The sequence below is a fragment of the Ureibacillus sp. GCM10028918 genome (assembly GCF_042666115.1).
GTDB lineage: Bacteria > Bacillota > Bacilli > Bacillales_A > Planococcaceae > Ureibacillus.
On the sequence record NZ_JBHTFK010000018.1, the window covers coordinates 1 to 15,548 of the forward strand.

The window sequence follows — 15,548 nt, forward strand, 5'->3', positions numbered from 1 at the left end:
CATCAAGTCCGCTCGACTTGCATGTATTAGGCACGCCGCCAGCGTTCGTCCTGAGCCAGGATCAAACTCTCCATAAAAGAGAAAATTTGATAAAGCTCAAATTTTGTGCTGGCATCAATTTTGATGTCCAAAATTTTGTTTCCCTAAATTAATAGAAGAAACTATGTTTCATTAACGTTTTGTTGTTCAGTTTTCAAGGTTCATATGTTATCTATTTATTATATTACTATAACAAATCGTTGTCAACACTTTTTAAAAGCATTGATTGTTTGAAAGTAACTTTTAAATAATAACATCTTTCAAAAGTAGATGTCAATATTTTTGCGGGTCATCTTTTTCAATTATTCAAGAGATGATTTTTAATACTTTATCATGTCAACAGCTTTTAATATCATTACTTTCAAACTGGCTAACCAGCTCATCAGCAACGTTTACAAATATACCACCCTTATATCTAGATAACAAGCCCAAAGTGAAAAGTAAAACAATTTAGTTTTATACAAATAATCAGATGAGTTTTCTTTATTATATAGAAGAAGATTAACAAAGCATCCTTTTTTATATTTAAAAATAGCGCGATCAGCTACTAATACAGTAGCTGATCGCGCTTTATAAATATTATTAAGTTAAANCATTGTTAATGGATAGAAGATGAAGCCAACTGCGATACCTGTTGCAATTGAATATGTTAATGGCATCATGATCATAGTTAAAAATGCCGGTACTGCAATTTCAAAGCGATTCCATGCAATTTGCCCAAGAGAAGCAACCATTAACACACCTACAACAATTAAAGCTGGAGCTGTAACTGCATTAGTTACAACTGACAATAAAGGAGAAAGGAATAATGCCAGCAAGAATAATATACCTGTTACTACTGAAGCAAAACCAGTTCTCGCACCAGCTGCTACCCCCGATGAAGATTCAACATAAGATGTTATTGTTGAAGTACCGAAAATAGAACCTATAATAGTAGCAATAGAATCAGAAATTAATGCTTTACCTGCACGAGGTAAACGATTATCTTTTACAAATCCAGCTTGGTTGGCAACTGCCATTAAGGTTCCTGCATTATCAAAGAAGTCTACAAACAAGAATGTAAGAATTACAGAAAGCATTGTTAATGAATAGAATTCCGGGTCTGAGAATGCACTGAACAATGAGCCAAATGTTGGCGCGATACTTGGTGGTGCCGAAACTACACTGCCAGGCAATTCAACTAGTCCAAAAATCATTCCTACGATCGCAGTAATAACCATACCGTAGAATACGCCACCCTTTAATCCTTTTACTAAGAAAATAACCGTGATGATAATACCAAAGATTGCTAGTAAAACTTCTGGATCGTGTAGGTTACCGATACCCACTAATGTTGCATCGTTATTAACGATAATATCAGCGTTTTGCATACCGATAAATGCGATGAACAATCCGATACCCGCACCTACCGCTAACTTTAACTCCATTGGAATGGCGTTAATTAATTTTTCACGTAAACCCGTTAATGTTAATAATAAGAAAAATACACCAGAAATAAATACTGCCGCTAAAGCATGTTGCCATGGGCTGCCATTTACCAAGATTACTGTATAAGCGAAGAATGCATTAAGTCCAAGCCCAGGAGCAAGTGCCAATGGATATTTTGCCAAGAATCCCATAACGAAACATCCAACCGCAGCTGAAATTGCTGTTGCTACAAAGACTGCACCATAGTCCATTCGCAAAGCATCTGGTAGATCTTTTACATCCGCTAGAGTTAACGTTAGTGGGTTAACAACTAGAATATATGCCATTGCTAAAAATGTAGTGAAACCTCCAAGAATTTCACGGCCATATGTAGTACCTAGTTGATCAAATTGAAAATACTTTTTCATTTTTTCCTCCGAATGATTCGTCCACAATGTCAAAAATAAAAAGACACGCACCTAACAAGAGTTGCATGTCTACGATTTATTAGAATAACTATACAAGTATAGCATTTACTAATACATTCTAAATCGTAGTCAAGCTATTTAAGGTAGCTTGGTAGAAACTCACGAGCCATATTCTCGACATTATACGACGATATATTTAATTTACTCATGTAATATATCATCTCGCTTTATGAATTTCAACCACTTTTACGAACATTTTTTTGTAAATTTTAATTAAAGTTCGTGAATTGGGCACTTATTTCATATGACGCTTTAATGATTATTTCGCAATAATACTGACATTGGAAGTATACACTACATTCGAAATTGATATGCAAACAATAAAGATCCCAAACGAAAAGAGCAAATCCACACCAATGGATTTGCTCTCAATTCTTTAGTTTTCGTCTACTCTTTCTTCCTCACTAGAAGATGTGTCTTTTGTTTTTTCTTTATTTTTTTCATCTTTCACTTTTTCATTCAATTCTTCGTTGGGCACATCATCAAACGTCGCGCTATCTTCCAATCGGTCAATTCTTTCTTTTCCTTTATGAGCCACGTCTTTTCTCTCCTTTTCTTAAATACTTAGATATAACGTATTAGAAACCACCTTGCTGGCGATTGAACGTATTATCATTCAGTCTATCTGTCGTATCATCGATTTCTGCTTCTTCACGTCGAACTGTATCAGTGATTGTTTCAGTATCCATTACTTTACGTTTACCGACCACGATTTCTTCCGTTACAACGTCTTTTTTTGTTACTTCTACTTTCTCTTCTGTAATCGGAATATGAATTGTGCCTTCTTCATCTAAAGTACTATTCGTAGAGAAGTTAGCAGTGCCGCCTTCTCCAACTTCCCGATCCACAGGTCGTCGCTCAATATATACTTCTTCACGTTCTACCGGCACTTCGATTGTTTGCTCGTCTATGTGTACATTTTTATTAACATTCACTTCACCGGTTTTTACACGGTTTTTATCAATATTCAAGCGTTCTTCATGAAGCTCCAATGTTTTTTCATCGTTAAAGTCAGAGTCAAGAGTACTGCCGTTGTAATAAGTGTCATAGTCTGAATCGACATACAATAGAAATTTGCCATTGCGTAGTTCATTGTAATAACGTTCTCTTTCGGCATCGTCAATCCCCAGGCGGCGGAAATTATCATTCACTAAATCTTCACCGGTCATAAAGGCTTTAAATTTATCCCACCAGCTCGCACCTTCCATTCCATCAGAGGTTCCGGCATATCCACGGTGCAATGTATATTGGTCATCACGGTTTGATACGATAAACATATCTTCCTCTTTATATCCTTGCAAGCGTAGTCGATCCATCTCCGCTTCCAATTGTGCCTCGGTATCATAAATCCCATATAATTCACGTTGTTCCATTTTAAATTTCCTCCTAAAGTAAAGTGATTGCATATGATTGTTACTACTCTTTCTATTACCGCATCTCGTCTCGATGAAACTTATATTATTAAAACCAGCTTCGGTTTATATCAAGCACGGATGTCAATTCATGATTTTCAAAGAGGCTATGCTGTCTCAAAAAACCGCCTCCAATGTTTCGGAGATGCCATGCACACAAAAAAGAGAGTCCCCATCCAGGACTCTCTCACAATAAATTAATTACCTAACACTTTTAGAACAGGGTAGATATAAGGTTCACTTGGTTCATCTATTACATTTAAACTTGTCGCCTTTAAAAGTGGTAAATCATAACCGTTATAGTTCCCCACTTCTAACACACCTTCTATTTCTACCCACGCATCTTCCTGTATGGTTTTTGCTCCACTAAATTCGGTTAGAAAACCAATGATGCTAGCATCCGCTATACAATGAGTAATCAGAAATCGTGAAATCACTAGCTGATTGCTTGTTAGCCCCTCTTCTTTAAAAACAAAGCCGCTCAATTTAATCTTTTTTCCAATATAGGATTCTAGGTTATCGTTAATTTCCTCATAATACGTGCTGAACATATCCTCGGTCATTTGAATACTTTCTGATTGCTGCAGCAACTGCAACTTCCCATCATACTCTTCTTCCGACAGGTAGTTCTCATTAGGGAGGGGAACATGATCGCTAGAATAGATGTCAATTCCTTCTTTTTCTACCAAAGATTCCGCACCTTCCATTAAAGACTTTCGCTCCGTCCCTCCATTCCGCCCCTCACTGCTGCCTTGAGATAATAGGAACCCTTTATTTGCAGCAATTGAAGAATCTAATGTAGCAGGTGGAATCATAAACCCCGTAATGATTGGAAAAGCAATGATACTATAGCTAACTACCCGCCTCAAACTCCAATGGCTATTTCCATGATCGGGATTACATCTATGCGAACAGACGTGGTGAGTATGTTTTTCCTGCCAGATACGTGTCACTTGAATAAGCAATAATACAAAAAAGCAGATGGCAGCCATCTTACTCATAAAATCATATTTCGGATTAATGTACTTGGTGATGTCCCCCGTAATATGAAGATTTGCTAAAAACAGAGTAAACAAACCCAGCAATAGCGCCTTTAAAAAATGCTGAAAATGGAACACCATGCACACCTCCTATAGTAAGCTTGATAAATTCACAAATATAAAGACGATACTCGTGATTAATATGAATAAAATAAAGACAAATTTCGCTTTGAATACACTTAATAACATAATCGTATTTTTCAAATCAATCATTGGTCCATAAACTAAAAATGCTAAAATAGACGTAGTTGAAAATACATTTCTGAAAGAAGCACCAATAAATGCATCCGCCTCCGAGCATAGCGATAGTATAAATGCCAACGACATCATAACCAAAGTTGATTGAAACTGTGTATCACCAAGTTGCAAAAGCGCTTGTGTAGATACATAGGTTTGTAGAAAGGCCGCAACAAAAGCTCCAGCAATTAAGTATTTGCTCATATCAAAAAATTCATCTACTGAATGATTTAACATCTCACGAATTCGTGTAACAAATGGCTGCCTTTTGTTCCCTCGCACCTCCCGATGATGGCTCTCCTTTGATTTTTTAAGTTGGTTTGATTTAAATAAGAAACTAATTATCAGGGCAATCGTCAACGCTGCAACAAATCCGACTCCCATGCGAAGCAAAGCCATCTCCAAATCATTCCCAAACGCCATATAAGTCGATAAAATAACTATTGGATTAATGAGCGGACCTGTTAATAAAAAACCTACTCCCGCATAAATAGGCACACCTTTTCCAATCAATCTACGTACAATCGGTACAATCCCACATTCACAGGCTGGAAACGCCGCTCCTACAACACAGCTCATTACAACCGCTAAAAACTTATTCTTCGGTATCCATGCACGTATATGGTCTTCTGTAATGAAAATCTGAATAAAGCCGGCAATTAACACCCCTATTAATACAAATGGTATCGCCTCAATTAATATACTGAGGAAAATGGTATTTAATTGATTAAATGAATTCGGAAGTGTGAACGAATTACTTTTTAGAAACAATGAAATTAAGCAAGTCAACAGAATTCCTAATACAAATACTGTTGAGATATTTACAGATCTCTTCTGCCTCGATTGCATCGAATCTCCTCTTTCTATCAGCTGTTTTTTATACTTGTACAAATTCAAAAGCAAAAAATAGATACCTCATACTATAGTATTTATTTCAAATCGTAATAATTCCTATTTATTTTAGATTGAACATAAAAAAACTCTCTTCTATTTGCTAGTAACAAATAAAAGAGAGCTATTTAAAATCATTTAATTATCGTTAAACGATCGCCTTCCCACTCAATTCTTGCTGGCGGCTTATAAGCAACATCATACAGTATGCTTGCCCACCATTGATATATAAGGGTTTTACGATTTTAGTCTTCCTATGTTTTCATTCATATTATTTATCTGTTTGTTCTTGCTTCTTTTTCAAATACTCTGCACGTATTTTTTCCAGTTGTTGCTTCTTATCAGATTTGGCAGGCTTGTGTTTTTCATGATACTTTGCCACAGCTACCTTACCTTTGGTATCCAATTGATATTTCCCCACTTTGTTCACCTACTTTTCCTGTCTTTAAAGAGAATCTATTCAACAATATAATATACCTTATTTTACTGAAGTAAATCTCTTTACTTTATTAGTGTACTGCCTAACCTTGCATATATCCGTAAAAACAATAAAAACTTAGTAAAATAATTCATCGCCAAATGGTATTCCTTATACTTATCTTTGCGTCCTTAAATTTGCCGATTCATTTTAAAGTCATCAATCTACTCGGTAATTTTGACCAACATAAAAAAACCTCTTCTAGTTACTTGTTATCAATAACTAAAAGAGGATTTAATTTTTGACATATAAATAGTTGCACGTTAATCACGATTCAGTTCTCAACAAACTGCATTAGACATTTATATGACCACGTTTATAAACTGTTTAGATTCTATTACTGAACAGCCCTATTCCCACTCAATCGTTGCAGGTGGCTTAGACGTAATATCATACAGCACGCGGTTTACGTGTTTTACTTCGTTTACGATACGTACCGAAATTTTTTCTAATACGTCCCAAGGGATACGTGCCCAGTCGGAAGTCATACCGTCGATGGATGTTACCGCGCGGATACCTACCGCATAATCGTAAGTACGTGCATCACCCATAACACCTACTGAACGGATGTCCGGAAGTACGCAGAAGTATTGCCAGATGTCACGATCAAGTCCTGCATTTTTAATTTCCTCACGCAAGATGTAGTCTGCTTCACGCAGGATATCTAATTTTGCTTCAGTGATTTCTCCAAGAACACGGATACCTAAACCTGGACCTGGGAATGGTTGACGCCATACGATTTCTTCCGGCAATCCAAGTTCTAGACCCAAAGCACGCACTTCATCTTTAAAAAGTGTATTTAAAGGTTCGATTAACTCAAACTTCATATCTTCTGGAAGTCCGCCAACATTATGGTGAGATTTGATTGTTTGAGCTGTTGCTGTTCCAGATTCAATAATATCTGTATAAAGAGTTCCTTGGGCAAGGAAATCCATATCTTTTAATTTTGTCGATTCTTCGTCAAATACATAAATAAACTCGTTACCGATAATTTTACGTTTTTGTTCCGGATCTGAGATTCCTTCCAATTTACTCATGAAGCGTTCACGAGCGTCGATTTTAATAACTTTCATATCAAAATCTTCTGTGAAAGTTTTCATTACCTGCTCAACTTCACCTTTACGGTTTAAGTTGTGATCCACGAACATACAAGTTAATTGATCCCCAATCGCTTTATGTATCAATACCGCTACGACAGAAGAGTCTACCCCACCGGATAATGCACAAAGAACTTGTTTGTCACCAACTTGTTCACGGATTTTATTCATTTCAATCTCGATGAAGTTTGCCATTGACCAGTCACCTTTTGCATGGCAAACATCAAATACGAACTGGCGTAAAATATCGTTTCCATATACAGAGTGACGTACTTCCGGGTGGAATTGCACGGCATAGAAGCCACGTTCTACATTTTGCATAGCTGAAATTGGGCAAGATGCACTTGTTGCAATAACTTCAAATCCTGCAGGCACTTCTGTTACAAGGTCACCATGACTCATCCAAACCACTTGTTCTTTTGGAAGATCACCAAATAATTGATTATCAGAAGTAATGTTGATTTCTGCTTTCCCATACTCACGATGATCTGCACCCTCAACTTTACCACCTAAAGCATACGACATTAATTGCATACCATAGCAAATCCCTAAGATTGGTAATCCTAAATCAAAAATGGCTTCGTCTACTTTGAATGCTTTTTCATCGTATACAGAATTTGGACCACCTGAGAAAATTATCCCGGCAGCGTTCATTTCTTTAATTTCTTCAGCCGTAATTGTGTGTGGATGTAATTCAGAGAAAACACCAAATTCACGAATTCGACGTGTAATTAATTGATTAAATTGGCTACCAAAATCGAGTACAACGATTTTTTCTTGTTCTTTTAACAATGGAGTCGTCACGCTTTTTACACCTCTTCTAAATTTTAAAGGCCCTTGCTTCTTTGTAAAAAAACGCGTTCAAAAAGAGATCTTTCTGACGCGTTCATTGTTTAAAGACAAGGCGGATACAGCTTAGCCTTAAGACATAACCGTACCCACCCTCATAGATAAGTTATTTAAGGTAACTTAGTAGATACATCCGAACCCTATTATCGGACTTATATGAAGGCAGCCTAATTATATTTTTTCTAAATTCTACCCTTAGTATAAGCTAAAATCAACTAGTTATCTGATTGATTAAATATTCCCAACTTTCTTTCATTTGGGGCACATCTACTTTATAAGCATTTTTTGAATAGATTGTTTGTTCATAAGACTTTGTTAACCTGGACATGTGACCTGTTTCAAAATAAGCATCAATTTCTTTCGCAAAAATTTGTAGTGTTTGACCTTCTTTTCGCTTGAAACCTTTCAGCTCCAGCAACTTCAACAATTGCAAGAAGGATGTTTCAAACGTAGATTCATTAAATTCTCTTCGTCCATATAACGTTCCGTATACTTTTGGCAGCCATACTCGACGTATTTTATAAAGAACAAAAACACCTACAATAACTAGCACAAACATAATAATAAAGATAAACTTATTTTGTTCAAAGAACTCGGATATATTCTTAGAAAACTGATTTTCTTGAGTGGTTGTTTGTTGTGTCTCGGGTTCCTCTTCAACCACTTCATCCGGTTCAGTTTCCTCCTCGATCGTCAAGACTTCCTCTTGATAAGCATCTGTTTCCAAGTCATAGTCAATTGAGCGGGAACTATTAAACCCAATAGTAGGTTCAAAATTAACCCATCCGACACTTGGAATATAAGCCTCTACCCATGAGTGAGCATCATTATTTGTAATTTGATAGGTACTTGTTGACCCCTGGTTATCAATTACATCCCCACCCGCAAATCCTTTCACCCATCTCGCCGGAATCCCCACAGAACGTAATAAAACAACCATTGAAGTCGAGAAATTGTCACAATAGCCGATTTTCGTGTCGAATAAAAATTGATCTACATAGTCCTGATCCTCAAAAGGGATTGCCACATTATCCGTATCGTATCGGAAACCATTTTGTTTAAAGTACATTTCGATTGCGCGAGCCTTGTCGTACGGCGTTTCTCTACCTTCCACAATATCAGCAGCTAATTCTTCCACTCTTGCAGGCAAGGTTTCAGGTAATTGTAAATAACGCTCCGCTATCATTGGATCTATCTCTTCTGTCGGATTTTTCAAGGAGCTATATAGATATACTGGCTTACTATAATCGACCGAATACTCCGGTAAAGCAATCGGAGCTCGATCTACATAAGGTATTACTTTTTCTGTATCCATCTCCATCATAAATTCAATATCAGGTATTCCTGTCACCGATGGATCTATGGATTTCATCCCATATGGCTGTATAACAAATTCATAGGGATACATCACATTAATAGTGGCTGTCTTCGTATCTTCTTCAGGTCCTTTTGGCAAGGAAGACTGGATCAATTCGCCAGGCGCATAAGGGCTCAGTGCTCCTTGAGAATAACTTGAGTTCTCCCAGCCTTTCGATGTATAAACATCCTTTGTTTCCACACGCCAATACTGCTTTGTAGTTGCCTCTGCTAAAAATACTACAGTATCATCCGCAACAAAGGATCCACCTAACTGACTATCATTCTCTCCATAGCCTACTTTCTTGATCCCGCCCTCATCAACTTCACCCCCACCTTGACCTGCAGCGGATTTAATAAAAGGAACTGGATCAGGCCACTGAGGAGGGGATTTTGGCAGGAAAATCGCTATACTGCTAACAGCAATTACCAACAAAACAACCGGGGCAGCTAATTTTGAATATTTCAATAAATCCATTTTAATATTAGCCTGATTGAATAGTCGCTTAATAAGTAAGAAGATCGTCATAATTAAACCGAGCAGCATAATTCTTACAATCGCAAAAGATCCATCATATTCTGTAAAAGTATCAAGTGCTCCAACAAAAAACACAGTTAACACGAGGAAGTAAAAGACATTCATCCGCACTACAATCCAGTGATGAATCAAATAGATTAGCATCCAAATTAAGACAAAGAACAAGAAAGTCCTGAATGAATCTGTAATATTCAGCCAATCCGCACTTAAAAGGGCTGCAATATTCTTTTGAAAATCATTAAATAAAAAATCGATTCCTTCTGCAGAAAGCACAAACACTCCGCCATATACAAAGACGATAAACCATATTATATAAGCAAATTTAACGAGCCAAGACACAATAAAATGTACTGGAAATAAGCTAAGTGCAAGGGAAATTGCAATAAACAATAGGATCAATTCCATGTATCCTGTTTTTGACAACTCCATAATCGGCACTAGCCACTCGCGTAAAATGAAAAAGATAATAATATAATAAATTGCTAATTCTATTAAACTAAAATTATTCTTCTTCACGGTTTCATCACCTCCGTGAATGCATTTTCAAATTGGTCAACTGTTATATGAATTACTTTTACATTTCCTGCACTCAAGCGTTTCTCTATAACTTTTTGACCTTTCCCAGCTACGACAAAGCAGACAATACCCCGTGCAAACTTTGCACTATTCATAAAGAAATCCTTCAATTCTTTAGAAAGCTCACCCGTCACAAGAACAAGAGTAGCCGAATTAATTAATCCCATTTCTTTAGCAAGAATTGAATCAATCATCTCTATGGAATCCGGTTTAATGACAGCTAAGTGCTGCATCACTTTTTCTAACCGACTTTGGGATTTTAGTTTCGGAAAAATCCCCCTTTTTTCACCTGTTGATAAAAAAGAAATGTCACCATGGTTTACGATGACACTTTGCAGGAGAGACGCAGTTAAATCCACAGCATATTCAAAATTCTTAGCCGAAGACTGATCGATCGCAAGGAATAGATCTTGAGTTTGACGATCTTCAAATTCCTTCGTCCGCAAAGTTTCATTTTTTGCGAAGGACTTCCAATGGATCCAAGAATACCTATCTCCTGATTGATAATCTCTAATTCCCGTTACCAAGGAGGTATCCTTTACCATCGAAAACTGAGCAGCTACTCCTCCATGCTCAAATTGCATTTGTAGAGGTTTGTATTTAATAGTTGTGAGTTTCGGCAGGATGACGACCGATTTATTTTCTTCAATCATTTTTGTACGCACTGTCCATCCAAAGAAATCTGTAAAAGTAAATTGAATACCTTGAAATTGCATTTTTCCTCGCTTTAAGTCATCCAACTCATAGGACCACTCGAATTTACGTTTCCAACCAACAAAATAAATCTGACTGAAGTTCCCTTGATATTTCCCCGACAGATGATCAGTCCCAACTTCCTCAACAGTCATAAAAATCAAAGGAATCCATGTCTTATTTCGAAAGCTCACAGATACTTTTGCAGAATCACCGCGATGCAGTCTAGAAGGTGTTATCTCCCGGTGCAATTCATCAATCTTAATAGGGGCAAATGATAGCAGCAGGGAATAAAGTAAAAACGGCGTTAAGGAATAGAACACAAACCAACTGACAAAACCACCTTGGAACATCGCATAACTAAATGTAGTGATTGCAAGTAGAATAATGATGACAAACCGACCACCACCACGTAAATACGCTTTCAGCTTCCTCATTGTTCAGCATACCTTTTAATTGGGATAACTGATTTTTCAATGATCCGCTTAACTACTTCTTCCGTAGTTACGCCCTCATATCTCGCTTCCGGCTTTAAAATAATACGATGACCAAATACAAATGGCGCTAAATACTGTACGTCATCTGGTTTTACGTAATCACGATCATGCATTTTCGCATAAGCTTGAGCTGCTTTCATTAAGGCAATAGATGCACGAGGGCTTACACCCAAATACACCTCACTTACATTTCTTGTTGCTCTAGCTAGCTGCACGATATAGCTCTTCACCGAATCTTCAATATATACATTTCTCACTTCCTCTTGGAGTTCCAAAAGTTCCTCTAGGGAAATGACCGGCGTTAGGTGAACAATCGGTTCGGAATTCGCGGCACGCCGCAATACCTCAACTTCTTCTTGGGCAGAAGGATAACCCATTTTTATTTTCAATAAAAAACGATCTAGTTGCGCTTCCGGCAGCGGGTATGTACCTTCGTATTCAATCGGATTTTGCGTTGCCATAACAAAAAACGGTTTTTTAATAGGCAATGTCTCTCCATCAATCGTTACCGAAGCTTCTTCCATACTCTCAAGTAACGCAGATTGTGTTTTGGGGGAGGTACGATTGATTTCATCTGCTAAAATAATATTTCCAACAATTGGTCCTGGTCGAAATTCAAATTGGAGGGTTTTCGGGTTATATATTGAAACACCTATGACATCGGATGGGAGTAAATCAGGTGTAAATTGGATACGTTTAAACTCGGCACTTACTGATCTAGCTAAAGCTTTTACCATCATAGTCTTTCCGACTCCTGGCACATCTTCCAGTAAAACATGCCCTCCCGATAGTAAAGCAACCACACTTAATTCAGCTACTTCCCGCTTTCCAATCATTACTTTTTCTATATTTCCTATTATCGATTCTACTTGTTTATGCATATCTACCAATCCTCCACAGTCTCTAACAATAGTCAGAATTTACACACATTATATATAGAGCATAAACGAAAAGGAGGTACGAAGCCAATTAATCGCACTGAAAATTTACCTAAAATTTTACAAGTAAAAATCCCTTTTTTAATCCAAAAAAATGCCCCAACATTTAGTTGAGACATCTTACAATCAGATTGATGAACGGTAAGCATGAATGCAAGTTACTTTTTTTCTAGCCTTTTCTATTTTCTCGGAATGTTTCAATAAAAAATTTCGCAAAGAAGCAATTGACAGCGCATCAAACCGCAACCCATTAACAGCTAGACTGTTCGAGTTCGTTTTCAGTACGACTTTCCGAGACGAATTAATTCTCTCTTGCCGTTTCTTTCTTTTGCGATTTTCCCGCCCATCAGAAAACTGACTATGCTCACCTTCTTGCATGACACGAAAAATTTGTTCATTCGAATGCAAATACTGCCTCGAATTGCGAAAAATACTATTAGGCGTTTGTTCTACTCTTGTTGTTCACATTCGCACTTACCTCCTTTTCTGACATTGTTAAATGAAATTATTTTGAAAAAATCATTATAAAATAAACATAGTGCAAAAAAGTTCAACGTATTAAAAACTTGTTAACACTATGTTGATTATTATTTCCAAAAATCATCAAAAATTGTTATTGGTAAGTGACGTTTATGTTGAGTTTTTAGATAATGTCCCTCAATAATGTTTCTTGTAGCTTCCGGCACTTCTTTACCTTCTAGATAATCATCAACCACATCATAAGTGACACCTAGTGCCGTTTCATCTGGTAATGCCGGGCGATCTTCTTCTAAATCTGCTGTTGGCGTTTTCAAGTATAAGTGTTCTGGACATCCTAAATGAGCTAAGATTTGTCTACCTTGTCGCTTGTTTAACCGGAAAATAGGTGTTAAATCTACACCACCATCACCGTATTTTGTGTAAAATCCAGTAATAGCCTCAGCTGCATGGTCAGTCCCAACTACTACCCCATTATTCATAGCAGCAATGGAATATTGAACCTTCATGCGTTCCCGAGCTTTTTCATTCCCTTTTGCAAAGTCACTTAACTGTATACCCGCTTCTTCCAAAGCATAAACACTTGCTTCAACGGCCCCTTTAATATTTACTTCAAGTATTTTTGTCGGTTGAATGAAGGCAAGAGCATCTTGGCAATCTGACTCATCCGCTTGCACACCATAAGGCAAACGAACGGCGATGGTAGAGTATTTTGCCTCTTTTGTTTCTTCATTCAATTCATCTACTGCGATTTGAATCAGTTTTCCAGTTAAGGTAGAATCTTGACCCCCACTTACACCAATCACGAAACTCTTCAAAAAAGAATGCTTTTTCGCGTATTCCTTTAGAAAGTCAACAGATTTACGAACCTCTTCTTCCACTTTAATCTCAGGTAGCACTTTCAACTCTTCAATAATTTGTTTTTGCAAATCTTGCATGAAAAGTCACTCCTTTATTGATTTTCAATATCATGAACCATATTGCGAACCTCTTCAATATTTCGCATTTTGTTATCCCAACATTTTTTACTTAAGTCAACTGGATACTCTTCAGGGTTTAAGGAACGTTTATATTCATCCCATAATAACTCTAAATTATCAGCAGCATATTGCTTCATATCTTGTACCGAAGGACTCTCATAAATTACTTTTCCTTCTTCCACTACTTTGATATGCATTTGTCTTGCATCAAAATTTGTTACAAATTTCGAGATAAACGTATGCACAGGGTGGAACATTTTAATTCGCTCTTCATCTTGCGGATTTTCATCAGCCATCACTATATAGTCGCCTTCCGCTTTACCATTTTCTCTGTTAATAATGCGATAAACATTCTTCAAACCCGGGGTAGATACCTTCTCGGCATTAGCAGAAATCTTAATTGTATCTTTCATTTCGCCTAGTTCATCTTCGATGGAAACCAACTTATATACTGCACCCAATGCAGGTTGATCATAGGCGGTAATTAATTTTGTACCAATCCCCCAAGAGTCAACTTTTGCACCTTGTGCTTTTAGATTTAAGATTGTATATTCATCTAAATCATTTGATACAATAATTTTCGCATTTTGAAATCCTGCTTCATCCAGCATCCGTCTTGCCTCTTTAGAAAGAAACGCAATATCTCCACTGTCTAAACGAATCCCGACAAAATTAATTTTATCTCCTAATTCCTTTGCTACACGAATCGCATTTGGGACGCCCGATTTTAATGTGTTATAAGTATCTACTAAAAACACACAATCCTTGTGTCGTTTTGCATAAGAGTGAAATGCCTCATACTCATTTCGATATGCTTGCACCATTGCATGTGCATGGGTACCCGAAACTGGAATATCAAAAAGCTTCCCCGCCCGAACATTTGATGTAGAATCAAACCCGCCAATGATTGCCGCTCTCGATCCCCAAATCGCCGCATCCATTTCCTGGGCTCTACGAGAACCAAATTCTGCCGCACCTTCATTCTTAATAATTTGTTTTATTCGACTTGCTTTTGTCGCAATTAAAGTTTGATAATTTACGATATTAAGAATAGCGGTTTCTATTAATTGGGCTTCCACAAGTGGTGCTTCTATTCGCAAAAGCGGTTCATTTGCAAATACTAATTCCCCTTCTTTTACAGAATAAACAGAACCAGTAAAAGTTAATTTTTTCAAATACTCTATAAAGTCTTCTTTATAATTTAATTCTTCTGATAAAAATGCAATGTCACTTTCCGAAAAACGGAAATTTTTTAAGTACTGTAAAATTCGTTCCAGTCCCGCAAATACAGCATATCCATTTCCAAAAGGCAGCTTTCTAAAATACAATTCAAAAACAGCTTTTCGATTATGGACGCCATCCGCCCAATAGCTCTCCGCCATATTGATTTGATATAGATCCGTGTGTAAAGTTAAGCTATCATCAGCATAATTCGATTTCATAGGATGCCCCTTCTCCCCGTTTCATAATTAGTCACATTATACACTATTTAACATTAAAGTAGAAAAACACAACTTGACCATAATCGTTTTGGGAGAAGTCGCATTTTCGTTGC

11 protein-coding genes, 1 rRNA gene, 1 pseudogene and 2 riboswitches are annotated in these 15,548 nt (G+C 37.0%); all 13 genes and pseudogenes read right to left on the reverse strand.

The window, feature by feature from the left end:
* A 16S ribosomal RNA gene (locus ACFQU5_RS15010) occupies window positions 1-77 on the reverse strand; the annotation flags it as partial.
* A gap of 555 nt (window positions 78-632) precedes the next feature.
* A pseudogene (locus tag ACFQU5_RS15015) lies at window positions 633-1,874 on the reverse strand (NCS2 family permease); the annotation flags it as partial.
* A 106-nt stretch (window positions 1,875-1,980) separates the two neighbouring features.
* A riboswitch (purine riboswitch) is annotated at window positions 1,981-2,082 on the reverse strand.
* A gap of 228 nt (window positions 2,083-2,310) precedes the next feature.
* The gene (locus ACFQU5_RS15020) at window positions 2,311-2,472 is read right to left on the reverse strand and encodes a hypothetical protein (protein WP_390289398.1); all 162 of its coding nucleotides are present in this window, start codon (window positions 2,470-2,472) and stop codon (window positions 2,311-2,313) included.
* Between the two features lie 40 nt (window positions 2,473-2,512).
* Window positions 2,513-3,307 carry a YsnF/AvaK domain-containing protein gene (locus tag ACFQU5_RS15025; protein ID WP_390289401.1) on the reverse strand — a complete coding sequence of 265 codons (795 nt, stop codon included), beginning with the start codon at window positions 3,305-3,307 and terminating at the stop codon, window positions 2,513-2,515.
* A 236-nt stretch (window positions 3,308-3,543) separates the two neighbouring features.
* Window positions 3,544-4,467 (reverse strand): TIGR03943 family putative permease subunit, encoded by a 924-nt coding sequence (locus tag ACFQU5_RS15030; RefSeq protein WP_390289404.1) that lies wholly within the window; start codon window positions 4,465-4,467, stop codon window positions 3,544-3,546.
* Window positions 4,468-4,476: 9 nt separating this feature from the next.
* Window positions 4,477-5,472 (reverse strand): permease, encoded by a 996-nt coding sequence (locus ACFQU5_RS15035; RefSeq protein WP_390289406.1) that lies wholly within the window; start codon window positions 5,470-5,472, stop codon window positions 4,477-4,479.
* A gap of 313 nt (window positions 5,473-5,785) precedes the next feature.
* A complete protein-coding gene (locus ACFQU5_RS15040) occupies window positions 5,786-5,935 on the reverse strand; it encodes a hypothetical protein (protein ID WP_390289409.1) in 150 nt (49 codons plus the stop codon).
* 407 nt (window positions 5,936-6,342) lie between these two features.
* Window positions 6,343-7,893, reverse strand: coding sequence for a glutamine-hydrolyzing GMP synthase (gene guaA, locus ACFQU5_RS15045; RefSeq protein ID WP_390289412.1), 1,551 nt, complete (start codon window positions 7,891-7,893; stop codon window positions 6,343-6,345).
* 123 nt (window positions 7,894-8,016) lie between these two features.
* A riboswitch (purine riboswitch) is annotated at window positions 8,017-8,118 on the reverse strand.
* 31 nt (window positions 8,119-8,149) lie between these two features.
* A complete protein-coding gene (locus ACFQU5_RS15050) occupies window positions 8,150-10,348 on the reverse strand; it encodes a transglutaminase TgpA family protein (RefSeq protein ID WP_390289415.1) in 2,199 nt (732 codons plus the stop codon).
* The gene (locus ACFQU5_RS15055; protein ID WP_390289418.1) at window positions 10,345-11,538 is read right to left on the reverse strand and encodes a DUF58 domain-containing protein; all 1,194 of its coding nucleotides are present in this window, start codon (window positions 11,536-11,538) and stop codon (window positions 10,345-10,347) included. The genes ACFQU5_RS15050 and ACFQU5_RS15055 overlap by 4 nt, the downstream gene beginning before the upstream one ends.
* Window positions 11,535-12,479, reverse strand: coding sequence for an AAA family ATPase (locus ACFQU5_RS15060; protein ID WP_390289421.1), 945 nt, complete (start codon window positions 12,477-12,479; stop codon window positions 11,535-11,537). Before ACFQU5_RS15060 ends, ACFQU5_RS15055 begins: the two co-directional genes overlap by 4 nt.
* A gap of 644 nt (window positions 12,480-13,123) precedes the next feature.
* Entirely contained in the window at window positions 13,124-13,951 is an 828-nt protein-coding gene (gene nadE / locus ACFQU5_RS15065) for an ammonia-dependent NAD(+) synthetase (protein WP_390289424.1), read from the reverse strand.
* Window positions 13,952-13,965: 14 nt separating this feature from the next.
* Window positions 13,966-15,435: a nicotinate phosphoribosyltransferase gene (locus tag ACFQU5_RS15070; protein WP_390289426.1), complete on the reverse strand. Its 1,470-nt coding sequence runs from the start codon at window positions 15,433-15,435 to the stop codon at window positions 13,966-13,968.
* Window positions 15,436-15,548 lie beyond the last annotated feature (113 nt).